This is a genomic window from Nostoc sp. UIC 10630 (assembly GCF_010747425.1).
Classification (GTDB): Bacteria; Cyanobacteriota; Cyanobacteriia; order Cyanobacteriales; family Nostocaceae; genus Nostoc.
In genome coordinates this window covers 14596-38075 of the sequence record NZ_JAAGOG010000030.1, presented here as the reverse complement: position 1 = coordinate 38075, position 23480 = coordinate 14596, and the positions used below count along the sequence as shown (strand labels likewise).

At 41.9% G+C, this 23480-nt stretch carries 18 protein-coding genes; 4 read left to right on the top strand and 14 right to left on the bottom strand.

Annotated features, from left to right (window positions below; all coding sequences use genetic code 11):
* Positions 1–183: 183 nt before the first annotated feature.
* The 5 genes from G1O98_RS10515 to G1O98_RS10495 all read right to left on the bottom strand — a co-directional run bounded on the left by G1O98_RS10515 (position 184) and on the right by G1O98_RS10495 (position 6627).
* Positions 184–2079 (bottom strand): response regulator, encoded by a 1896-nt coding sequence (locus G1O98_RS10515; RefSeq protein WP_163928741.1) that lies wholly within the window; start codon positions 2077–2079, stop codon positions 184–186.
* Between the two features lie 66 nt (positions 2080–2145).
* Positions 2146–3909: a WD40 repeat domain-containing protein gene (locus G1O98_RS10510; protein ID WP_163928740.1), complete on the bottom strand. Its 1764-nt coding sequence runs from the start codon at positions 3907–3909 to the stop codon at positions 2146–2148.
* A 412-nt stretch (positions 3910–4321) separates the two neighbouring features.
* Positions 4322–4717, bottom strand: coding sequence for a hypothetical protein (locus G1O98_RS10505; RefSeq protein ID WP_163928739.1), 396 nt, complete (start codon positions 4715–4717; stop codon positions 4322–4324).
* Positions 4718–5082: 365 nt separating this feature from the next.
* Positions 5083–5943 (bottom strand): sulfurtransferase, encoded by an 861-nt coding sequence (locus G1O98_RS10500; RefSeq protein ID WP_163928738.1) that lies wholly within the window; start codon positions 5941–5943, stop codon positions 5083–5085.
* Positions 5944–6174: 231 nt separating this feature from the next.
* Positions 6175–6627, bottom strand: coding sequence for a hypothetical protein (locus G1O98_RS10495; protein WP_163928757.1), 453 nt, complete (start codon positions 6625–6627; stop codon positions 6175–6177).
* Positions 6628–7129: 502 nt separating this feature from the next.
* On the opposite strand from G1O98_RS10495, the gene G1O98_RS10490 reads away from it, so the two are divergent.
* Complete coding sequence (locus G1O98_RS10490; RefSeq protein WP_163928756.1) at positions 7130–7606, top strand: DUF1499 domain-containing protein; 477 nt, start codon at positions 7130–7132, stop codon at positions 7604–7606.
* A gap of 160 nt (positions 7607–7766) precedes the next feature.
* Here the strand turns inward: G1O98_RS10490 and G1O98_RS10485 are convergent, their stop codons facing one another.
* The 5 genes from G1O98_RS10485 to G1O98_RS10465 form a co-directional block, all read right to left on the bottom strand.
* Positions 7767–9110: a response regulator gene (locus G1O98_RS10485; protein WP_163928737.1), complete on the bottom strand. Its 1344-nt coding sequence runs from the start codon at positions 9108–9110 to the stop codon at positions 7767–7769.
* The gene (locus tag G1O98_RS10480) at positions 9107–11959 is read right to left on the bottom strand and encodes a CHASE2 domain-containing protein (protein ID WP_163928736.1); all 2853 of its coding nucleotides are present in this window, start codon (positions 11957–11959) and stop codon (positions 9107–9109) included. The genes G1O98_RS10485 and G1O98_RS10480 overlap by 4 nt, the downstream gene beginning before the upstream one ends.
* Positions 11960–12107: 148 nt before the next feature.
* Positions 12108–13094 (bottom strand): DUF928 domain-containing protein, encoded by a 987-nt coding sequence (locus G1O98_RS10475; RefSeq protein ID WP_163928735.1) that lies wholly within the window; start codon positions 13092–13094, stop codon positions 12108–12110.
* 263 nt (positions 13095–13357) lie between these two features.
* The gene (locus G1O98_RS10470; protein ID WP_163928734.1) at positions 13358–15910 is read right to left on the bottom strand and encodes a CHAT domain-containing protein; all 2553 of its coding nucleotides are present in this window, start codon (positions 15908–15910) and stop codon (positions 13358–13360) included.
* Positions 15911–16219: 309 nt separating this feature from the next.
* Positions 16220–16378 carry a hypothetical protein gene (locus G1O98_RS10465; protein ID WP_163928733.1) on the bottom strand — a complete coding sequence of 53 codons (159 nt, stop codon included), beginning with the start codon at positions 16376–16378 and terminating at the stop codon, positions 16220–16222.
* 199 nt (positions 16379–16577) lie between these two features.
* Between G1O98_RS10465 and G1O98_RS10460 the strand changes: the two genes are divergently transcribed.
* The 3 genes from G1O98_RS10460 (at position 16578) to G1O98_RS10445 (ending at position 19972) form a co-directional block, all read left to right on the top strand.
* The gene (locus G1O98_RS10460; RefSeq protein WP_163928732.1) at positions 16578–16856 is read left to right on the top strand and encodes a hypothetical protein; all 279 of its coding nucleotides are present in this window, start codon (positions 16578–16580) and stop codon (positions 16854–16856) included.
* Between the two features lie 765 nt (positions 16857–17621).
* Complete coding sequence (locus tag G1O98_RS10450) at positions 17622–19235, top strand: NAD(P)H-quinone oxidoreductase subunit 4 (RefSeq protein ID WP_163928730.1); 1614 nt, start codon at positions 17622–17624, stop codon at positions 19233–19235.
* 131 nt (positions 19236–19366) lie between these two features.
* Entirely contained in the window at positions 19367–19972 is a 606-nt protein-coding gene (locus G1O98_RS10445; RefSeq protein ID WP_163928729.1) for a Uma2 family endonuclease, read from the top strand.
* 93 nt (positions 19973–20065) lie between these two features.
* On the opposite strand, the gene G1O98_RS10440 is transcribed toward G1O98_RS10445, so the two are convergent.
* The 4 genes from G1O98_RS10440 to G1O98_RS10425 form a co-directional block, all read right to left on the bottom strand.
* Positions 20066–20491, bottom strand: a complete 426-nt coding sequence (locus G1O98_RS10440) for an HNH endonuclease signature motif containing protein (RefSeq protein ID WP_163928728.1) — start codon at positions 20489–20491, stop codon at positions 20066–20068.
* A complete protein-coding gene (locus tag G1O98_RS10435; protein WP_163928727.1) occupies positions 20491–20877 on the bottom strand; it encodes a hypothetical protein in 387 nt (128 codons plus the stop codon). Before G1O98_RS10435 ends, G1O98_RS10440 begins: the two co-directional genes overlap by 1 nt.
* Before the next feature lie 528 nt (positions 20878–21405).
* A complete protein-coding gene (locus tag G1O98_RS10430) occupies positions 21406–21756 on the bottom strand; it encodes a DUF1257 domain-containing protein (RefSeq protein ID WP_012407317.1) in 351 nt (116 codons plus the stop codon).
* A 142-nt stretch (positions 21757–21898) separates the two neighbouring features.
* On the bottom strand, positions 21899–23410 hold the full coding sequence (locus G1O98_RS10425; RefSeq protein WP_012407316.1) for an AAA family ATPase: 1512 nt from the start codon (positions 23408–23410) through the stop codon (positions 21899–21901).
* Between the last annotated feature and the right edge of the window lie 70 nt (positions 23411–23480).

Here is a 23480-nt window from a genome sequence, read left to right as displayed (position 1 = left end):
AAGGCACAGGGCAGGAGGCAGTTCGCGTAGCGTCTCGAAGAGAAGGCAGGAGGAAGAAAATATATTTTTTGTTCTCTGCCAAACAAGTTTAAAGCCCCTAAATTTATTTATGAATAAAGATAAAAAGTGTATTTTGAGACGCGCAGCGCAAAAAATACAGCGTCTATTATAAATCGCCTAAATTTATTTATGGGGATTACCTCCTGCCTCCTGCCTTCGCCCTCCTGCCTCCTTAATTCTCCCTACCTGAGAGCGCCAGCGCCTTCTTTGAATGCGGCTCAGTACCCTTGTCACGAGTTCAGGCCCTAGCACTGGCTTGCTAATAAAATCATCGGCTCCGGCAGCAAAGGCTTGCTGAAGGGATTCTGCTTCAGTATGGGCTGTTACTACCAAAATAGGTAAATCTCCCCAATGGGCATCCTGTCGCACGACTTGGCACAACTCTAATCCATTAACTATTGGCATTTCTAAATCTAGTACTACCAAATCTGGAGATGTTGCCATCAAAACCTTCCAAAATTGCTGTGATTGGGAGAGGGTTGTTACTTCCACTCCCCAAGGGGTTAGCAACGCCGATAGTCCAGCCAGGATTACAGGGTCATCGTCTACGATTAAGACTTTAGCTTCAGAAATTTTCGGTTGAGGTAGGACACGAGCGATCGCCTGAAAAATCTCCTCGGTTGTCGCAGGCTTATGCAAAAATTGTCTAGCTCTTAAACGCGATACTGCCAATCGATCTGCCAAGGTATCTCGTCCTGTAAAAACAATCACTGGGATATTTGGTGATCGCTGTGCAATCTCGCTCAATAATATTAATCCGTCTTCCTCTGTTCCCGGAAAACTCAAATCGAGTAAAACTGCGTCAGGAGTTTTTAAAGCTAGATGCGATCGGGCAGCAGCTAAGTTGGGTGCAACCTTCATCCTGATCCCCCATGAGTTGGCTTCCGCTTGCAACTGCTTTGTCAACGTCGCATCATCATCAATTACTAACAGCCGATAAGTTTGCTTCATCGGGACGCTTTGAGCGGTGGGAATGACAGCAGGCTTAGTTAATTCTTGTTGTAATTTTGTTACCAATTGCAAAAAATCAGAGATTTTATCTGCTAAGAGGGGGAAATCTGCAAGCAGCAAATGCTCTATTTTGCGTGCTAGCCGGGAGCCTTCTAGATAACCGAACGTTCCCATCGAACCTGCTAGCTTATGGGCTTCGTGCAATGCTTGCTGATGTAACTCTTTATTTAGATTCCCTGCTAAGAGTGCAATTTTTGCCTGTTCCAGTACTACAACCTGTGCGCCAAAAGAATTACGAAATCGCTCCAGTACTCGATTCACAGAAGTTATATCTTTGGGGCCGGGTTTTTTCTGCCCATCTTGATTTGTTTCCCCAACAGCGATAGAAGGATTAGGTACAGGCTTGATGCGATAGCCCATGCCATATACTGTTTCTAAAAATTCCTCTGTTAGACCTCCTGTTTTCAGTTTCTTTCGTAAGTCTTTAATATGAGTCGTAACTGCATTTTCAGTCGGTGCATCATCAAATCCCCAAAGGCGATCTAGAATCACTGCACGACTAAAGATGCGATCTGGGTTTTGCAAAAATAACTCTAGCAGTTTGTATTCTGTCGCCGTGAGCAAAATTTCCTGCTCATTACAAGTCACTCTGCCGGCACTTGGATCTAAACAGAGATTTCCCCAGGTTAACGTAGATGAATCACTCACTCCACTCCGCCGCAACAAAGACCGAATTCTTGCTAGTAATGCTTCCTGGTCAAAGGGCTTAATGACGTAATCATCTGCTCCGGCATCTAAACCCGCGACAATATCTGCATTAGAATTTTTGCCTGTTAATAACAGAATAGATTTACGGTAGCCTTGCCTTCGCAGTTGCCGACATAAGTTAATCCCATCCAGCTTAGGAATTAACCAGTCCAGCAAAATCAAGTCATACTCAACCGATATTGCTAGGTCTAGCCCAGTTTGTCCATTGCTTGCTACGTCGATAGTATAGCGATTTGCACTCAACAACTCTGCCAATGCTGCACTAAGTAATACATCATCCTCTACCAACAAAATTTTCATAAGTTGCATCCAAAGAAGATGCTTATGACATCTTCGCGATCGCAATCAGCCCCTAATTTTAAATTCTTAACTCCGTTGCCAAATTTTTATTGTCTTATCTAAACTTCCGCTAACCAACATCTCGCCAGAAGCTGTGAAGGCTAATGCTGTGACTATATTTCCATGACCTGTAAACGTACCTAGTAACTCCCCGGTTTGTAGATGCCATAATTTGATGGTTTTATCAGCACTACCACTGGCGATAATTTGTCCATCAGGACTTAAGGCGATCGCATATACTCTATCTCTATGTCCTTTAAGTGTATGAAGTAATTCTCCAGTTTCCAATTGCCAAATTTTTATTGTTTGATCCCAGCTACCACTCACCAGCAGTTTAGCATCTGCACTGATTGCTAACGAACGAACGATGTGAGAATGACCCATTAAAGTATGCAGAGGTTGTGCATCCTTTAAACTTTTGATCCCCGTCTGGGGTGAAGTTCGCCAGACTTTGATTTTACGGTAGCTACCTGTAACTATAGTTTCCCCGTCTCGGCTCAAAACCAGAGAATGAGCAGCTGTATCATCTAAAGAAAGTGCGATCGTAACCTGACGATGCATCAAATCCCAAAACAAAATTTTTCTGTCATCTCCGCCTGTAGCTAGCATTCTGCCATCTGGAGTAAAGGCAGCACACCGCACTACCCCATTATGTTTATGCAAAATATCTATCAAGTCTAAAGCACCCACGTGCCAAAGTTTAATTGTGGAATCAGCACCGCAACTCACTAAAGTCTGTCCATCTGAACTAAAAGCCAGGGAATTCACTTCATCCACTAGCCCAGGTATCACCCAAGGATACTCTGATAATGTATCTATTAATTCACCCTTGCTTAAATCCCAGAGTTTCGTTTCTCCACGACTACCACTTGCCAATATAGGTAATGCTTTACCATTCTTGCACGCAAAACTGAAAGCTAGGCAATTAATACCTCTATTGTGCCCTTGTAAAGTTTGCCAGCATTCCCAGTCACCAACTATACCCTTAAGACAATGCTCTGATGGTAGAGTTTGTATTGTATCTGCGATCGCTTTCTCATTAATTACTGGCGACGTGTCTTTTTTGCCAATAAGTGATTCTAAATACCAACTCAGACCACCGGCATACAACAAGTTACTCGGACTTATATACAGTTTTGGTTCAGTAAGTTCAATTTGATTTGCAGGTAAAAATCCTGTAATTATACTCTGCCTTTCGTATCCTAACTGACCTGTTGATGGATAAAACAAACAGAGAAAAATTAATACTTGGTGATTTTTTAAATCTTCTTGAGTAACCGACCATTTAATTTTGTCTTTCTTAATACCATTAAAACTTTCTCCATCAGCAACATAAACTTGAACACTTAGCTGAGGATTATCTTTAAGTACATAAGAAAATTTGCTTTCGCCACACAAATTTCCCTCATCATCTAAAATCATATTTTGCAAAGTATCTTGTGATACCTTTTTTACCAACTTCCCTAAACGTTCAGCTATTACCAGGTCAACGATTTTTTCCCGCAAAAGATAATCTTCCGCTTGGCGCTGGAAGTATTTGGGAAAAGGTATCGTCCAGTCGGGAGGCTCAGGATATTCGGGTGGCGTAGGCGGTGGATTTTTGGCAAGAACTTCTGCTTGTTGGCGAGAAAATTCTTGGAGTCTGGCCAATGGTTCGCCCCAAAAAGCCATCATTTCAGTGTGACAACCCTTGACTTGACTTTCCAATAAAGATAAGTCATAAGTTTTAGGTTTCTTCACACGTTGAAGGAAGTCAGCTTGTTGAAATTTAAGTAAGCTAATCCAATCCATCTGCATTCCTGCGGCAAACTATTGCATACCTACGGTAAGCTATACCAATGCAATTACTCAAGTTTATAACCTTAGTTAATTAAAAATTCAGTAATGTTAGCAGTCTAATAAAACACAGCCATTGGCAGATGTTTCCGGGAAAAATAGAGATGGATAGCACTTAGACATTTCATGAACTGATGCAGTTGAAGTATATAGAATTAAATGATGTCAGTCAATTCTAACGAAGATGGACAACAAGATACTGTTTCTAAGGAAACACTTCTAGCTGCGAAGGAAAGTTTAATGTGAAAAGCATTTTAAAGGTTGCAGCAACGTTAAGTCAACAAATACCCCCACTAAAAAGACTTAGTAACGATTATTTTCGGGTATATCATCTGAAATTGGCGAAAATGGTGAATATTAGCTAATTTTAACCTTTGCGTTTTGGTTGCCTGGGTATAGTACTTACATCAGACGAGTCACCAAAAGTATCCCTTGCCTCAATCTGTTTAATTTTCATTTGCAAGTTCAAGTCATCACTGCTAACAATTGTTTCTAAATTCGCTAATCTCCGCTCTAACAGTTCTATTTGCTGCTGTTGCAAATAGTTAGTTTTTGATTTTTGCTCATCAGAACGCCAAACAGCAACTGTACCAACTGCTGCACCACCAATAGCAACTAAAGGAAGAATAGCACCACTTCTAGTAACGGCTGAGAGTGGGACGCAAACTCCAAGAATGGCAACTGTAATTACCCAAATTCTTGTGGTGGCAGATAATCTGACATCTTGGTATTGTTCTAAATTTGGTTGAGATTTTTTAGCCATAAGTCTATCTAAAGAAAAGTTATTTGCTAGATTGGCACAATTGCCCAGCAAAATACTTCCTACAATTGGGTTAAGTATAATTGCTCTACTAGCGATCGCAGTTCATGCTTTTTTCCAACCAGGCAATACTTTTTGGGTTTTGGGGAAAAGGGGAAGGTGGTGTCGTCCTCTGAGGATAACGGGCCGGGGGTAATGGTAAAGAAAAAACCTTGAAGCCAAATCCAGTAACCTTTTCCCAAAACAGATTCCGAATTATAAAGCAATACAGTTCAGATAAGACCAAAACACTTGTCTTAACAGCTATTTATCGCGTCTCGAAAACCCAACGTCAATTATGTTACAGCAAAAAACCGAGCCCGCGATGCCTACACGCTGATGACTCTGCTATCAATGGGTAGGGAAAAATCACGAGACCATTCATTCCAAGAGCCAAAATAATTTCTAGCAGAAATTCCTACTTGTTCAAGGGCTATTAATGTATTAGCAGCCCTTGAACCTTTAAAGCAGTAAATATACACAATTGACTCCGAAGTAATACCTACTGATTGACAAATTTCTCGGATTTCATCTGGTGATCGGAATGTGGGGATTTCCGATTCGGAATTCATCAGATGATGCCATTCTAACCATACAGCATTAGGGATTCGACCTTTGCGAGGGCAAAAGTCAGGATTATAGGGAGAAGAACTCAGCCCAAGCCATTCGTTGCGATCGCGCACATCTAATTTAATAATTGCTGGATTGTCAATTGCTTGCAACATCTCGGCGGTAGTTACCATCATCTCAGTGTTGGGATGCAATCTAAATATGCTGCTTTCACATAATGGTACTTCATCAGTAGTAGGTAATCCCTCTGTCAGCCATACTCTATATCCTCCGTGTAAGATAGATACCTCAGCACAACCCAAATACTTCAGTAAAAAAGCTGCTCGACAAGATTGACCATAACCTTTATTTAAAGTGTCCTCATAGACAATTAACCGTTCCGCACCCGATATTCCCAGCTTGCTCATAATTTCTGCAAAATACTCTTGTAATTCCTTTAATCCTGCTGGGTAAGAACTTTCTAAAAGATAGGTGAAAAAATCTCTAATATTTATGGATTGAGGAATATGAGAAATAGCATAATCTTCGGGAGCCCGTGTATCGATAATGACAGCCCGTGATGACTTTTCTGCTAATATGGATGTGAGTTCTTGAGGAGAAATGAGGGCTTTTGTATTCACGATTTCATGCTTCTGTTATCCTACCATTAGGCATTATCGCGCTCGGTAGATTTGCATTTTGGAATGTAAATCACAGAAGAATGAATGTTGGATGTTACAAGATAACTTTTGTCGCTGTGTTGTTTTAAAATTGATTAAATCAAGTTTAAAAAATATGGATATTGAATATTCATTCAAAAATTCTTCAAAATCAAATTTATAATAAAGCTTAGAATACGGGTTTAATAAAATCTACAAACGTGAACCTTCTAATTCTATTTGTGATTTATTAGACCTGTTATGCATTTGCATCCATTTAAAAGCAGTGATATTTAATAATAAACCCACAAAAAATAACAACACCATCAAGGCTATCTGATACCAGAGAACTGGCTGGACAAATAAATCTAAAATCACGTGTAGTAAGTTCATGATGCTGTAAAAGATAGTTAAGCCAAAATGAATGATTCGATAATGCTTTGAATCGTTAAAAATAGTAAGAATAATTGCCAGTATTGGTAGCACAAAAAAGCCTAACATCAACCACATAATTCCAGAAATATCGTTGATATTTGTAGCTTTTTGAGATTCAATAACAGATAAACCGTGAAAAAGCGGTATTAAACCCAGTTGTGTATGAAACAATGTTCCTAGTAGAAATACTGTCCAAAGAGCAATGATTCTTTCCCGATAATTAATTGCCATAACCATAATTGATTCTAAAATTATTGTGTTATTGTCTGACTTTCAATTTATATAAAGAATTTGAGTAACTTGTGAAGTTAAGCAAACTTGATAAATTCGCTTCCTTCTTGTGGTTCAAGGCTTACAATTCGCAGTTAGCATTAGCTACCCACACCGAGCAAACAGCATTTCTATAATTGTGCGGCGGTATTTTTGCAGGCGATCGCTTCGCTATGCTAGATATCTTCGCATCAATGGTCAAAAGTCAAACTTTTGGGATTTATGACTTTGGGCTATTTTGGCGAAAAAAATGATACTTGCGTAAGTCCTTAGAATTAGTTTTTAACTTCTGGGAAGCGCTGTATAAAGAGTTTGAGGAACTTGTGAAGTCCATTGGTCATTTATTGTTTGTCATTGGTGAGTGTTTCAGGTATATTTATGTTTCTTAACAAGGAGTAAATAGATCATGTTCCGTCTGCTAAAAACATACCCCTTTCCTACGGAACGCTCCGTGAACGGGGAAATGAGGTACGTGCAGAGACTTATGTGGAGTATTATCTGTGTAATATTCTTCAGCCTGACTAGCAGCTTCATGTTTCCTGCTGCTACTTGGGCCGCCACTTCTGGCTTGGGAGTTGACAATATCCATCTTGCTCCCTGTCCGCCTTCTCCGAACTGTGCTGTCAGTCAAGATGCTGATTCCAAACATAGCATTGACCCGATCGCCTACCATGTAGACCTCAACACAGCACGAGCAACTTTACTCAAAGTTCTTAGTGTGGTTCCACGTACAGAGGTTATCCAACAGACAGATAATTACATCCATGCTCTTTCTAAGAGTCGGATATTTCAATTTGTGGATGATGTCGAGTTTTATTTCCCTGCTAATGAGTCAGTAATTCATCTACGTTCCGCATCACGTCTTGGAGACTCTGATTTTGGTGTAAACCGTAGGCGCTTGGAGCAAATTCGTCTAGCACTACGCGATTTACAAATTTGATTTGTGTTTTCTAGTAAGGGCTTTAGTACTTGAAAGCCAAGAACTAAAGTTCTTATTATCAGCTATTAAGCATCTACACATCTGTCATATTAAAAAATTTTTAGTCTTTGCTTTTTTGCCAATGTTCTTGAGTCTTAAAGTCAAGATGAGACTCAGAACACTAGCCTAAAGCGATCGCAGAAATTTTCTTTCGGTTTACTGAAGTTGCTAGAGTAATAATAAACTTCGTTCCCTGACCAGAGGTTGACGAGCAGTTGATTTGTCCATTGTGTTTATCGATAATAATTTGGTAGCTAATAGCTAATCCTAGCCCAGTTCCTTTTCCCACAGGCTTAGTTGTAAAAGATGGCTCAAAAACTCTCGCTTGCACTTCAGGAGGCATACCAAGAGCGTTATCTTCGATGCAAATTGTCACGGTTTGTTGCTCATGCTGGATTGATGTAGCGATCGTGATGGTATGAGGGCTAGCAGCAGCTATTTCCTCAACTGAGCGGTTTTGATAGAGGTCATCAAATGCATCAATGGCATTGGCGATAATATTCATAAATACCTGATTCAGTTGTCCGGGATAGCAAGTGATTGGAGGTAACTCACCATATTGTTTAACAACCTCGATTACAGAGCGTTCTCCTTGATCTTTGAGTCGATGTTTTAATAGCATTAAGGTACTATCAATTCCCTCGTGAATTTGAAACTCCACCATAGATGAGATATCAGATCGAGCAAAGGTTCTTAGAGAAAGGCTGATATCCTTGAGACGACCAATTCCCTGCTCCATTGATCCCAGAATTTTTGGTAAATCTTCAACTAGATACTCTAAGTCAATTTCTTCAACAAGTTCTTCAATTTCTGGGTCTGGATGTGGTAGCTTTTGCTGTTGGAGATCCACTAAACGTAGGAGATCCTTGACATATTCCTCAATATGAGAGCAATTTCCACTAATAAAACCAATCGGGTTATTAATCTCATGACCTATCCCTGCAATAAGTTGTCCAAGGGTGGACATTTTCTCACTCTGGATTAGTTGTAGTTGGGTGTTTTGTAACTGTTGGAGAGATTGGGTTAATTCTGCGGTGCGTTCTTGCACTCTTTGTTCGAGGGTACGGGTAAGATAGGAAATTTTCAAATGTAATTTTAATCGAGCAATGACTTCTTCTTGCTGGAAGGGTTTGGTAATATAATCAACTGCACCAATTTCTAGTCCTTTCACTTTGTCTGTGGCATCGGCCAAGGCAGTCATAAAAATGATCGGAATATTCTGAGTGATGGAATTGGCTTTCAACCTGCGGCAAGTTTCAAATCCATCAATACCCGGCATCATGACATCTAGGAGAATAAGATCGGGAGCAGAGTATTCTGTTTGTTCGATTGCGGATTCTCCATCGGTTGCCATGAGTGTTTTCCAACCACATCCCTGAATCGCTTCTGATAGCACTTTAAGATTGTTGGGATTGTCATCTACCAAAAGGATATGCATTGGTTTTAAGAGAGGTTCGATCATCATTGACGTGACTCAGTTGTTATAAAAGATTTAAGGAATTTACGGATTTTTCCGGTTTGGAAGTTGGCAGTAAATTTGCTCAACTCACGTGCGAAAGGAGTTAGCTGACTATCTTGCTTAGTTAACTCTTTTATGATTTCTTCAATTGCTGGAATATCTCCCATCATTGCCAGATGATAAAGTTGTTGCAAAACATCTGGTGATGGCAGAAGCAATTCAGCATCAGCTTTCTGTTCAGACTGGTAAAATGACTTTTGAGGTGTGGATTGATCGTAAATCCACTCCACTTTTAGCAGCGATCTCAGTGCATTAAATAGTTCATCAATTTGCAGAGGTTTCGGCAAAAATGCTGTGGCCCCTGCCTGAAAACTTCGTTGCCGATTTTCCTCGAAGACGCTGGCACTAGAAACAATAATTGGAATAAAACGAGTTTGTGGATTTTCTTGTAAATGAACCATTAGCTCAAAGCCATCCATGTTAGGCATAGCTAAATCAAGGAGAATCACATCTGGGTGATGTTCAGTTACCATCTGTAGTGCATATTTGCCATCGCTTGCTTCCAAGGTTCGACAGCCAATTTCTTGGAGCAAACTGATCAACATAGAACAGTGGTTAGTATCATCATCAACAATGAGAATTTGAGGTGCAGTACCCCGAATCCCGGTGATTTTTTGATGGGTTAGGGCTGCTGCTACGCTCGTTGTAGATATCGCTTCTATTTGCCAGTCATGGGAAACTGGTACTGGTACCATTAAATCTAGCCAAAAGAGACTACCTTCACCCAAATGACTCTGTACTTGAATTTGGCTGCCCATCAATGCCGCAATTCTTTGACTGATTGCTAATCCCAAGCCAGTACCTTCAGATTTCCGCCCTGCTTCACCTACTTGCTCAAAAGCCAAAAAGATTTTCTCTAATTGGTCTGGTGACATTCCAATACCTGTATCTTCAATCTGGAAGCGAATCTTCTGATGTGTCATTTGTCCATTGTCATTTGTCATTGGTTTCAACTCTTGATCAATGACGAATGACTCATGACTGATGACATCTACTTTGAAGGTGACGCTACCGGTGTCTGTGAATTTGATAGCATTACCTAGTAAGTTGATCAAAACTTGCCTTAGTCGCTTTTCATCCACTTCAATGGCAACTGGTAGGCGATCGCTGATTAAAATATTAAATGAAATGCCTTTCTGTTTTGCTCGGATACTGCAAATCTCGGAGACACCATGTAAAAAAGTGTGCAGATGTACATCAGTCGTAACCAATTCTAATTTACGAGCTTCAATTTTTGAAAGGTCGAGAATATCATTGATTAGCATCAGCAGGTGTGTCCCACATTGGTAGATAATGCTGACACCTTCCAGATTTTTCTCTGTCATGTTTGGCGATACTTCTAGCACCTGAGCAAAACCAAGGATGCCATTAAGCGGTGTGCGTAGTTCGTGGCTCATATTTGCCAAAAACTCGCTCTTTGCTTCGTTAGCAGCATCAGCAGCTTGCTTGGCCTCCAGCAGTTCATGAGTTCGCTCTTCAACTTTAAACTCCAGAGTTTTGGAATAATCTAATAGTTGAGCATTGGCAATTTCTAGTTGCTGATTTGCTTCTTCTAACCGTCTCTGTTTATAGGCATTTGTTGTTGCAATTACACTGCTGATGAATGCGGCTAAAGCAGGTGTGACTGGAATTAGAATGCCATGTAAAAACATCCCATAGCCACCCCCCACAAACAGGCCACAGATGCCTATAGTTGCCCAGAGAATTTTGCCACCAGGAATCCGCATCCTGCGACTGGATAAGAACCAACTACCACTAGAGCCGATCGCAGACCATAGAATAATCCAGAGCGACACAGCCCCGCCAGAAAAGCCGTACAGGTTTGTCTTCCCTGTTTTTGCCCCTTGCACCAGTTGATGGGCAATATTGGCATGGACAACAACCCCAGGCATGGTTTTTTGGGCAGAGATCCAGGAGGAACTGAAGGGTGTGTTGAAGAAGTCATTGGTACTAGCGGCGGCTGATCCAATAAACACCATACGATCGCGCATTAGGTTAGCTGGAACTCTCCCTGCTAAGACATCGCGCATGGCAACTGTCCGAAATGCCGCATCTGTTCCATGCCAATTGAGCAGAATTTGATAACCGCCTAAATCAGCATCGGAGTAGCCTGCTTCTTGATTGTCTAGTGGTAGGTAAATTGCTTTACCCAACTGAAACTTTTGCTGCTTGGGGTCAATGCTTTCTAAGGTAATTTTGTCAGCTTCTAGGTACTTGAGCGCTACAAGAGTTGCTAGTCCAGCTTTGAGCGTGTTTTGCTCTTTGGCATCAACTGCCGTCAGGAGGGCGCGACGGACAAAGCGATCGCCATCCAACACTAAATCTGCTAACCCTACTTGATTAAGTTTTTTTAACTCCGGTGCTGGATTGACGCGCTCCCCGGTGATTTTCTCAACACCGATTAAATTAGGAGTGCTACGGAAGATTTTTACAAGTTCTTCATGTCCGCTTCCCTCTGGTAAATCTCGATAGAGATCCAGTCCAATGGCTCTGGGTTGCTGCGCCCGAATCTTTTCTAGTAATTTTGCTAATGCCCAATCTGGAATTGGCCATTTACGCACCGATTGAATATCGCGTTCATCGATTGTGACAACCACAATCTCATCCGCTATCGTCTCCTGCGTTGGCGTAGCCGGCCGTTGGCATCGCTGACGAACCCATTCATCACGAATTTTCCATTCAGGCAAATTGAAAAATCCCAACGATTGCCCGACAATGACAGTCAGGGCAACAGTGGGAGTAATAATCAAAACACTACGAGTATGTTGGATAAAGGTTTGGAATCTACGCCACATGGGGACTGGGGATTAGGGAGTAGGGAGTAGGGAGCAGGGGGCAGGGGAGCAGGGGAAGAATTCGTAACTCTTAACTCTTCACTCCTCACGGGCTAAACCTTAGCTATCCGCTAACGGAACTGTTTTGCCTGATGCCCCATGCCTAAAATTACTTCGTAGATACTAATAAAGGAGCTGTGACAATCTCCTTCAAGCTAACTGAGGAGAGTAGTTCTTCCCATTGCTTGTTAAGAGTTACATTGCTCGGTTGAGTGCTATGTAGGGCTGCAAGTGTTTCCACGCAGTCATACCAAACGCCATGTTTACCGAAAGCCGCCGCCCGCTTCAGAGCATCTTTTTGCTCCATTGCTGTTGTCAGTTCAGCATTAGGCTGGATGCGCTGAATCCAACCATCGACATAAGGCGTATTTGGGCCGAGCTGTCCATCAACTTTGACAGCTAGAAACCAATGGTAGTTTTTTCCAACTGCTAAAGCGGGTGCTTCGGCTGGTAATTTGACAGCAACTACTCCAGCTTTGAGAGCAACAGGAATGGTCATTTGATACTGTGTATTGCCAGCTTCATCCTTGAGGCTGAACACAGCTTCTTCTGCATTAGAAGCAGGAAGATATACCAGAATTGTGGGACGTTCAGACACTGTTGTGCCATAGAAGCTTTGGGGTAGGAGTGCAATTAGGGCTGCTGGGCCTGCTGCACCTACAGTTGAAGGATTTAAGTAGTAAGTACCAACCCGAGAAGCTCCTCCACTTGCCTGTTGAGGAGCGTTTTTCTCTGCGCTAGGTGTAAAGAGGTCGCCTCTGGAAGCTCCTCCGGTTGCTTGCCTGGGAGCGCCTTTACCAGCGTTAGGTGTAAAGAGGTCGCCTCTAGAAGCTCCTCCAGTTGCTTGCCTGGGAGCGCTTTTGCCGGCACTGGGTGTAAACAGACTACCTCTAGAAGCTCCTCCAGTTGCTTGTCTGGGAGCGCTTTTGCTAGAAGCAGGGATAAAGAAATTACCACGGGAAGCTCCTCCGGTTGCTTGGTTGGGAGCGCCATTGTTGATTGGTGGGGTAAATGTAACAGCATTGGCACTATTCAATGTAGTACTGGTGAATAGAGCGATGACGCTTAATGCACTAGCTAAATATCGACGTTTCATGATGTAGTACCTCATTTGAGAAAAGTAATACTAAATACATTGATTCTGATTGTGGGAGAAAGCTGGATAAATCTTTTCGGCTGAAATTTAAAGGTTTCAATACCTATTAAAAACATAAACGAAACCTAACTTTTATACCGTCAAAGTTTGTACAAATTACTAAAATTTGACTCAGTAAAGTTACTTAGCCCAAAATAAATGCAGAAAGTACAGCGAAGCTTGCGGTTTAAATCCCTCACTAAATCTCCTTCCTGCTACCTTCTTTACAGCCAGTTACCAACCAAGACAAAGGCAGACCAAAAGAAAGGATCGTGGAAATCAGTTTGACGGATTAAGTTGATTTGGGCTTGTCGCAGTGCTTCGGCTTTGGTAATTTTGGGCTGTCGCAATTGCTCATAAAAGCGCGTCATCAGCATCTCGGCTGCTTTATCTTTGACGGGCCAGAGAGTGGCTATGGTTGAGCGGGCACCAGATTTTACAGCCAAGCCTGCTAGTCCAAGAACGGCGCGATCATCACCTGCTGCCGTATCGCAGGCACTCAGTACTAGCAACTCAATTGCTTTCGATGATTCACCGCCCCGATTTTTGAGAAGTTCTGACAATTCCTTAACGTTGACTTCTCCATCCCAAGTCAGTAGGAAGGTATCTTCAAGGCGGGAGCTAAATTGTCCGTGGGTTGCCAGATGGACAATATCGGCGCTACTAGATTTGACGCGACTGGCAAGGGCTTGACTAGTGAATTGCTGGTTGAGCAACATCGAAGATCGGACTGCCTTCGAGATTTGCTTAACTTCTAATTCTACAGCAGGCAAAGCACTGAAACCATTACGAGATTGGCTGATACCGCCGACGATCGCATTAATCTGATTTCCTTGGAGCGATCGCGCACTCATTAATTGCATTCCCGGTGAAAGGGCAACAGCATACTTTTCGATCAGATATTGCTTTCCGTCATACAAAGCTGATATGGGAATATTACGTAATCGACCATCCAAAACAAATACTAGTGTTTGGGTATCTTTAAAAGCTTGATCCATTTCGGCAGGACGAATTAACCAACTATAAATTTCTTGGGACAAGCGATCGCGCTCTTTGGAGTTGGAGACAGGATTTAGGGCAACTAATAATTTTTCTAGAGTTTGTTCGATGTCGGCTTGAGATTTTTGTGTCACATAATAACGCAAGGGTTGTCCGGTTTTGGAAAGGATTACCGCTAGGCGATCTGGCAAGATAATCAGATAAACAACGGTTGCATTGGGATCAATTTGGTCAATCTGCTGAGATATATCTAAGCAAGCTTCCCGGAAAAAGTTATCGAGTTCTGCAACTTGGAGTGCCTCAATCAAGTCACGAGCTTCCATTAGTTCTGCTTGACTGGGTTGCTGATCTAGGAGTAAACCTACAAGTTCTCGGTAAACAGGCTCCACACTTTCACGAAAGGAGAACTGAACATCGGGGTTGACTGAAACTAAATCTCCCCTGATTGACTTTAAAGCTTTGACTGCTTCAGTATAAGCAGTAATTGCTTCTGGGCGATCGCCCTGTTCTTTATACAACTGTCCCACTTGCCAAGCAGATTGAGCAATGATATCCTCAGCTTGGAGTTGACGTGCAATGTTGAGAGATTTCTGAGTTAACTCCTGCGCTTGTGATAACTGCTGTGTACGACGATAGAGTTTTCCCCACTGATGCAGTGCGTAAGCTTCTGCTTGAGCATCCTGGAGCTGCTGTGCAGACTTGACTGTGACTGCCATGAGTTGCGCCAAGTCTTTCATCGGTATGATTTGGCTAGAAGTTGACTGCCGATTCAGTGAGGCAACAAAATTAATAGCTGCGTAAAGAGAGGTATGACTGGGGGGCAGCTCTGTGAGTTGTTTTAGTAATTGAGGCGCGAGTGGGGTAGCCAATTCAGGCTTGTCATAGTCGAGGAAAAGTTTGAAATGCCCTAAACGTGCCTGTAAGCGATCGCCTGGATTTGTTGCTACCTGTTCTGCTTGTTCAAAGTAATCCAATGCCGTCTTTGGATCTTTTAAGTCTACGGCGGTTTTTCCTAAGCTTAGTAGGATGGAACTCAACTGAGGTGTAGTTTCAATTTTACGAGCGATCGCTAAACTTTGCTCTAACACCTGTTGGCTCTTGCCAGAGTCACCAATCATCAACAGAGCTAAACCCAGCGATCTTAGCCCACTAACTTTAATTTCCGAATCTGGCATTGCTCCTAGCTTTTGATTTAGCTCTTCCAACTGCTGTTTAGAACGGCGATAAAATCCCAAACTTTGTAAAGCTTGTGCCTGGTTAATTTGACTACCCAAGCTGCCCATTTTATCGCCTGCTAGATCATAATATTTTTGAGCTTGTTGCCAACTTTCGAGAGCAGTTTCGGCTTTGCCATTGTGCAATTGCAAATTTGCTTTGGTATTGAGTGCCTGTGCCCAAAGAATCGCATCAGCAGAGGGAATAGAGGTTTGTAAGAGTTTTAAGCTTTGCTCAATAGACTCTTCGGCTGCTTTCCATTGGTTAAGTTCCTGTTGTGCCAGTGAAAGGTAACTTAAGCTTAGGGCTTCGTTAAGGCGATCGCCTTGAGTATGGTAATTTTGTGCTGCCGTTTGCCAAATCATCACGGCTTCTGCAAAGCGTCCTGAACGGTAGAGGTTTCGTCCCTGTTCTATCTGGTTAGTAGATGCTGGGACATTCAGAGTAGATTTTGCTGATACTTGCACAGATGCCTTAACAGGAGTAATAGTCACTGCCAAAGACAAGCTTAAAATACTCAGACAAATATATAGCCAACGACGTTCTTTGATTGGGAAAGCCATAAATAATTACTAATACTTTAAAGGATAGTCACACCAGTCACTTAAATATTGCCCAACAGATCGTGAAATCTATCACTTCTAGCTTTCACGGAACGTTATTTGTTGAGCGATAGCATAAAACTTAAATACTGTACTGTATCATTTTGAACGGAAATCGCCGCGTTCTTCAGACCTAAAAAAGCCGTGCTGTAATAGCTAGCATAAATTCAGCTATCATGTCAATTAACTAGACAAGTAGGGGCAATTCATGCATTGCTCCTACTTAGCAATTTCTTTGTTTTTATCTAAGGTCGAAATCTCTGACTAATCTTATTTTGCGATCGCTAGCGACAAGCTGTTAGCCACGTGAATTAAACGTTTAACGACTCCGTAATCTGTTCTATCGTCACCATTACCTGCGGTATCTCGTACTTCCAAATAATCATGATGTGAGCATCCATAATCTTCACTGCTCCAAATTGCATTCATTCTTACGACAGATATATTTTTAGCGTAATTATGTCTATTAACATAGTCATAATCTCAGCAATTAGATGCTTGGAAAAAGATTTTCCTACATGATTTAATATCATTAAGGAATTTACGACTCAATGTAATCCTATTCTCAATAGACCATGCAATAGTTTCTGTAAGTTAATCATTTGTAACTAGGTAGGAATTTTAAATAATGGAAAATACATTAATTGATAAAACCTTTCGTGATAGCGATGGCAAAATTGTTTTAGCTCAGATGCCAAACCTACCGCTGATTGTTTGGATAGTTACCACTTTACTCGCTCTAATTTTTACAAGTGGTAAAATCAATACAGTTTTAGAAGTGGTAGCAAATGGCTCTTTATTTACTTGGGCGTGGCTGGAATTATTTCAAGGAGTCAATTATTTTCGTAGAGCGTTAGGTCTTGCTGTATTGATTGGGATTATTACATTAAAAATTCAGTATTCATAACGGACTCAGCAATTTAAGATTTAGGACTTACGCAAAAATTGCCAAAAAGCTTAATTTCTCAGAGAGAAGAGAAGAATTAGTAGAGTGTGCGTAAGTCCTAATAATTAAGCAAAATTATGGTTCTTCAGTACGCTATTTCAGCTAAACTGAAACTTTCCCCAAACATATAATAAAGCCGACGTTGGAAGAATCACAAAAAAGCTAGCCAGTTGGAAATCCCTAAAATTCGCGGACGAATCGACTCTATCGGGTATCTCTCCAAAATTGTCGAAATGGTGAACGCATTGTAAAGGTTTATCCAGAATGCCAGTTGCTCGAAATTGTTGCAATTATATTTAAAAGCCAGATTTTTCCCCTCGAAAACCAATCTGCAACTGCTTAGGGCTGCTCTTTTTTCCACGCAACATAGTTTACACAACCCTGTTCATCAATATACTGACGCAGCTATAATCCTAGGTTTTGCAACTTGGCACTGTAGCTGCGTCGATATTTTATGTCAACCGACAATTAAATTTAACTAGAAAATGTAACCGTATTGTAACGGTGGCTTTAGTTGACGTTGCAAAAGTTTACATTTAGAATGGAAAGCGGCAAAATACGATAAGTATTTATTCTTATTTATCCTGATGATTTGAGATTCAATGAGTATATATTCCTGTAAATAGTTAAGATTAAATCTTCTAGAGTTCAAGATAGTTTACAAAAGTATAGATTCCTTAATATAATGAAATCAAAAGTGAGAAGCCAAATTGATTGTCAGAAGTGATGAATGCTATTGAATTTCCCTGGCTAACAGCCATAATCCTCTTACCCTTGGTGGCTGCCTTAGCCATCCCCCTGATCCCAGACAAAGAAGGTAGAACTGTGCGTTGGTATGGTCTGGGAGTTGCGATCGCTGACTTTGCACTGATGATTTATGCCTTTTGGTATAAATACGACTTTCAGAGTTCAAGACTCCAACTTGTAGAAAACTATCCTTGGATACCGCAATTAGGTTTGCATTGGGCTGTGGGGGTTGATGGTTTATCGATGCCCTTACTGCTTCTAACAGGCTTAATAAATACTCTCGCAATATTCGCGGCTTGGAAAGTAACTACCAAGCCGCGATTATTTTATGGTTTGATGCTAGCGATGTACAGCGCCCAGCTTGGCGTATTCGTCGCCCAAGACTTGCTGCTGTTCTTCCTAATGTGGGAAATCGAGTTAGTGCCGGTTTACCTGCTGATTTCCATCTGGGGAGGACAAAATCGCCGTTATGCGGCGACCAAATTCATTCTTTACACAGCCGCCGCATCAATATTTATCTTGATTGCTGGTTTTGCAATGGCATTCTCTGGAGATAACGTCACCTTCGATATGGCGACTCTGGGAATGAAAGAATACCCTAAAACCTTGGAATTGTTGGTTTATGCAGGTTTCTTGATTGCCTTCGGTGTGAAGTTACCAATTTTCCCTTTACACACTTGGCTACCTGATGCCCACGGTGAAGCATCTGCACCCGGTTCGATGATTTTGGCTGGTGTGTTGTTAAAAATGGGTGGTTATGCTCTGATCCGCTTCAATGTGGAAATATTGCCCAATGCCCATGTAACCTTTGCCCCAGTGTTAGCAATTTTGGGTGTAGTAAATATTGTCTACGGTGCTTGTTGTGCCTTTGCCCAAACCAATCTCAAACGCCGCTTGGCTTACTCTTCAATTGCCCACATGGGATTTGTGCTGATTGGGATTGCCTCCTACACAGAACTGGGTATAAGCGGTGCAGTGCTACAGATGGTTTCCCACGGATTGATTGCTGCTAGCTTGTTCTTCCTGTCTGGCGTAACTTACGATCGCACCCACACCTTGATGATGGATAAAATGGGTGGTATGGCCAAGGTAATGCCCAAAACCTTTGCTCTGTTTACCATTGGTTCAATGGCTTCTCTCGCCTTACCAGGAATGAGTGGCTTTGTGGGTGAGTTGATGGTATTTCTGGGTATCGCCACCAGTGATGTTTACAGTTCCAGCTTCAAAATTGTAGTCGTCCTGCTGTCAGCAGTTGGCGTGATTTTGACACCAATTTATTTACTGTCGATGCTGCGTCAAGTGTTCTACGGCGATCAAAGTCAAGAGTTGCACTTAGATGCTGTAATATCTGATGTCAAACCCCGCGAAATCTTTATTACCGCTTGTTTACTGCTGCCAATCATCGGTATTGGTTTCTATCCCAAATTGGTAACGCAGACTTATGATGTGAAGGCAGTGGAATTAGCTGCTCATGCTCGTCAAGTTTTACCAGTTGTTGCTCATCAGCAACCATCAAGTCTGTACTCGCGGATTTTCTCTGCACCAACATTGGCTACTTCTCAAGTTGAAAGTTCGATTAACATTTCTGAGTAAATTAACTTCCCATTAAGGGGTCTGCAAGTAAATTCTAAATTATTAGGGCAATAAAGGGGTGGTTACATAACTACCCCTTAAATTTTGCCAAGATATATCCTAAAGACAGGTGAAGCCCCAAAATATGAATTATGACCATTAACTTACCTATAGCCACAGAAATTATACCAATGGTCTTGCAATTGCAACCTGCGATCGCACTAACCGAAGATCAGTTTTACGAATTTTGTCAGCTAAACCGTGATTTTCGCATCGAACGCAATGCTGTGGGAGAATTAGTGATTATGCCCCCTACTGGTTCCGAAACTGATGAACGCAACTTTGACGTTATTGTTCAGTTGGGTATTTGGGTAAAGCAAGATGGTACAGGTGTAGGGTTTGGTTCCAGTGGTGGATTTACTTTGCCTAATGGTGCAGTGCGATCGCCTGATGCAGCGTGGATAAAACGCCATCGCTGGGAAGCTATACCAGCAGAACTGCGAAAAAAATTTGCACCGATTTGTCCTGAGTTTGTGATTGAATTGCGTTCTGAGAGCGATAACTTACGAATTTTGCAAGACAAGATGCAAGAGTATATTGATAATGGCACGCAACTTGGTTGGTTAATTGATAGAAAACAGCACCGAGTTTTTATTTATCGTCCTAATATTGCAGTTGAGGAATTAGATAATCCTAAAACCCTTGATGCTGAACCTTTACTAACTGGTTTTGTTTTAGATTTAAGTCAGGTTTGGTAAAGAGTACGCTAGTTTTATAGTAGCGAAATCAAAATTTTAAGAATCTATGGCAGCGAAAGACATATTCCACGATGCAGTAAAACGCGCTTTTGCTCAAATTTCAGTTGGTGGATGCCAACCAGCAGACACCCAAGCTTGCCTGACAGTTACAGCATAAGGATTATTTAGTTGCAAAGCTAATACAGTTGCACGACCACAGGCAGTTAAACCTGTAATTTGAGTGCCATTGTTTACCCAAGTGAAATGACGTGACCACTTTTGTTGACGAGGATTGAATAGTTTGATTTTACGGTTTGTTATTATATCTTTGGCATGGGTCTGAATACCTTTGTAGGCATTGCATAACCTACAGGCAAGCCACAGATTCTCCTCATCGTCAGTACCGCCTGCTGCTTTGGGAATGATGTGTTCAATTTCTAAAATTCCCAAAACATACTTTTGGAGACTAAGGCAATAACCGCACTGGTTATTCGCCTGTATGCGTATCTGCGCCCGCACTTTTTCAGGAATCTGGCTCACTAGCTTAAGGGTTCAATTAACCCACGTTTGACAGCTTCGCTTAACGCAGTGGCTTTTCTTAAAAGTCCTTCTTGATACACCTGCATCAGGGTTTGTAACTCTGAGCGATCGCCTTCACTAAGAGTACCTGATTGTTGGCGATCAAGCAGTTCGCTCAACCGAGCATCCTGTTCTGCTTCCATTTGCAGTTCGGTCAGCACCAGGACTTTTTCATCAGAAAGGACAGAGACGGGCTCAAGATCACTAATGTCCTCACTGACGGGCGGAATTGAAAGTTGAATGGTATCTACTAAAATGCTGGCAACATCACGATTTGCCAATCGTGCAAAGCGTTCTGCACGTTGGTAAATATCATCTGGTAGGGTAATGATAATTTGGGTACTCATAGCTTTTGTAAATACTCCTCTCTATTCTCACTTGCCAATGGATAAAATGCGGTCGCTGGGAGGCGATAACAGAGGAACTGCAAAAAAAGTTTATATACTAAGAAGTATTTCCAATAGTATCTAATTAAATCAGTGGAACTCAGATTGTTTCAAATATTGGATGGAAAAATTTCTAAAACTTTCTCTTTTAATACTCTATGTTTATCTAAATTTCTAAACACTTGGTAAATTATTTTACCTGGATACTCGGCATAAACTGCTTCTAGGGTTTTTTCAATAACTTTATCTATAATTAACGGTAATTCATCTTTAAAGTATTCGTCAAAGTTAGCCTGAGATAAAAATAAATTTTTTTCACCTATATTATTGATATACCACCATTTTGTTATCCTTCAATCTTAGAGCTAAGAATTTAAAATTTAGATAAAAATCGGGACTGAGAAATAAATCTCAGTCCCGATAAAAAAGCGGGCTAACCGCTATTTATATGGTTAACCCGTGCAGCTTTGGGAACGCGCAGAGAAATTGTTATTGCAATACCAACTTCACGTTGGCGTTTTGCAGACCGCGCTGTTTTACTTCAGCCAAAGTTTTGTTAACGGCATACTTTTGGTTGATTGAGTTGATCAACTCGGTTTGGTTGTGCTTCTTAGCAACGCCCCACAGGTCAGCAATTAGGTCAAAGGAACCATCGCTGTTGCGAGACCAGCCGAGGTCATATTCGCCATCTAACATAGCAACGATGTCAGAACGGACGCGCTGACCGTTATAACCACGGACATCAGCTTCAGTCTTTACGCTGATACCGAGGTCGCGCAAAGAAGCTTTGAGGATTTCGGCATCGGTGATCTTGGTACGCAGGGTGCTAAAGTGAGACATTTGGGTTTCCTCCAATGAGAAGATTGAGAAAAACGACAACGGTTTGTTTCGGGCGAAGCCGCTCTTAGCAGGATGCGGCTTTTTCTTATAACTGCTAGCATTCAGAGCTAGCCTTTCCCCCTGGGATGGCAGAGGAAAGCTTTTAAAACTCCATTCGCTGATATTCAGCTACGGAGGATGCTGCGGGGCGTGCGCGCTGTCTGGCCCAATCTCTCAGAGCCGTTACTTGTTCTTGCATCGTTCGAGACAGCGGCAATGTTGCCTTCAGTGCAGCAATAATATCTAGTTGGGTGAACTCCCGATCTTGGGCAAAAGCTTCATACATTGCCGCAACGATCGCTTGCTCAACTTCTGCCCCAGAAAAGCCATCAGACATCTTAGCTAGTTGCTCAAGATCGAATCTAGAGATGTCTTCACGGCGCTTGGTCAGATGAATATTAAAAATATGTTGCCGTTCTTCCGGTGTTGGCAGATCGACAAAGAAAATCTCATCAAAGCGTCCTTTCCTCAAGAACTCCCCAGGTAAGCGTTCTACTCTGTTGGCAGTTGCCATCACGAACACTGGTGATTTCTTATCTTGCATCCATGTCAAGAAAGAGCCGAAGATTCTGCTTGATGTTCCCCCATCGGAATCAGAAGAACCTCCACTACCAGCAAAGGATTTATCCAATTCATCGATAAACAAAATCGCTGGGGAAATAGATTCTGCTGTTTTCAGGGCGTTCCGCAAGTTTGCTTCACTTCGTCCCACCATTGAGCCGTCGTAGACTCGGCCCATATCTAACCGCAACAGTGGTAAACCCCACAGTCGGGAAGTAGTTTTGGCAATTAATGACTTACCGCAACCGGGAACTCCGAGAATTAGCATCCCTTTTGGTTGAGGCAAACCATACTCTCTTGCTCTTTCTGTGAAAGCGTTAGAGCGTTGCTTGAGCCATCTTTTTAACTCTTCTAAGCCACCTACTGCATCAATGGTTTCATCTTCTTCAATGTATTCTAAGATTCCATTGCGCCGAATTAGTTGCTTTTTCTCAGATAAAACGATATCTACTTCATCTTCCGTCAAACGCCCTGTAGTTACCTGCGCCTTTCGGTAGACTTTCTCAGCTTCATCTTTAGTTAGACCTAAAGCTGCTCTGAGGAGCTTTTCTCTAGCCTCTGTTGTCAACCGCCGACCACGATTTTGGTCTACGTGCTGAGTCAGTACTTTATTTAACTCTGCCATATCTGGCAGTGTAAAATCTATAACAACAACTTCTTTTTCCAACTCTATAGGCACTTGTTGCATCGGGGACATTAAAATGATGTTCTTTTGCGTACCTTTAAAGCTAGCGATCGCATCACGTAACGATCTATTTGTTGCAGGCGCATCAATAAAGGGGTGTAAATCTTTAAGAATAAATATACTCGGTTCTTTCTGCCGGATTATCCACTCAATCGCCGCCTCTGGAGAAACGGTATTATGTTGGGTGACATTCCGGGGTTGACCATATTCCACAATCCCGTGGGTCACTGTCCAAACAAATACTCGGCGCTGGGGCTTCAACAACTGGGCGATTGTGGAAACTGCTTGCTCGGCCCGCTCTTCCTCGGAGGTCACAAGGTAGATTAAAGGGTATTGAGCTTGAATTAGGATATTGAGCTCTTCTTTCATACTTCGACCTACTTGAGACCTTATAGAGACAGTAGAGACATTGCTTCTGGTAAAGACAACCGAATCATGA

Excerpts from the sequence above, each read along its gene's own strand:
- G1O98_RS10490 (WP_163928756.1), top strand. The coding sequence starts at position 7,130 with ATGAGGTACGTGCAGAGACTTATGTGGAGTATTATCTGTGTAATATTC.
- G1O98_RS10470 (WP_163928734.1), bottom strand. The coding sequence starts at position 15,910 with ATGGCTTTCCCAATCAAAGAACGTCGTTGGCTATATATTTGTCTGAGT.
- G1O98_RS10495 (WP_163928757.1), bottom strand. The coding sequence starts at position 6,627 with ATGGCAATTAATTATCGGGAAAGAATCATTGCTCTTTGGACAGTATTT.
- G1O98_RS10450 (WP_163928730.1), top strand. The coding sequence starts at position 17,622 with ATGAATGCTATTGAATTTCCCTGGCTAACAGCCATAATCCTCTTACCC.
- G1O98_RS10515 (WP_163928741.1), bottom strand. The coding sequence starts at position 2,079 with ATGAAAATTTTGTTGGTAGAGGATGATGTATTACTTAGTGCAGCATTG.
- G1O98_RS10475 (WP_163928735.1), bottom strand. The coding sequence starts at position 13,094 with ATGAAACGTCGATATTTAGCTAGTGCATTAAGCGTCATCGCTCTATTC.
- G1O98_RS10425 (WP_012407316.1), bottom strand. The coding sequence starts at position 23,410 with ATGAAAGAAGAGCTCAATATCCTAATTCAAGCTCAATACCCTTTAATC.
- G1O98_RS10435 (WP_163928727.1), bottom strand. The coding sequence starts at position 20,877 with ATGAGTACCCAAATTATCATTACCCTACCAGATGATATTTACCAACGT.
- G1O98_RS10430 (WP_012407317.1), bottom strand. The coding sequence starts at position 21,756 with ATGTCTCACTTTAGCACCCTGCGTACCAAGATCACCGATGCCGAAATC.
- G1O98_RS10460 (WP_163928732.1), top strand. The coding sequence starts at position 16,578 with ATGGAAAATACATTAATTGATAAAACCTTTCGTGATAGCGATGGCAAA.
- G1O98_RS10510 (WP_163928740.1), bottom strand. The coding sequence starts at position 3,909 with ATGGATTGGATTAGCTTACTTAAATTTCAACAAGCTGACTTCCTTCAA.
- G1O98_RS10445 (WP_163928729.1), top strand. The coding sequence starts at position 19,367 with ATGACCATTAACTTACCTATAGCCACAGAAATTATACCAATGGTCTTG.
- G1O98_RS10485 (WP_163928737.1), bottom strand. The coding sequence starts at position 9,110 with ATGATGATCGAACCTCTCTTAAAACCAATGCATATCCTTTTGGTAGAT.
- G1O98_RS10480 (WP_163928736.1), bottom strand. The coding sequence starts at position 11,959 with ATGTGGCGTAGATTCCAAACCTTTATCCAACATACTCGTAGTGTTTTG.
- G1O98_RS10505 (WP_163928739.1), bottom strand. The coding sequence starts at position 4,717 with ATGGCTAAAAAATCTCAACCAAATTTAGAACAATACCAAGATGTCAGA.
- G1O98_RS10465 (WP_163928733.1), bottom strand. The coding sequence starts at position 16,378 with ATGAATGCAATTTGGAGCAGTGAAGATTATGGATGCTCACATCATGAT.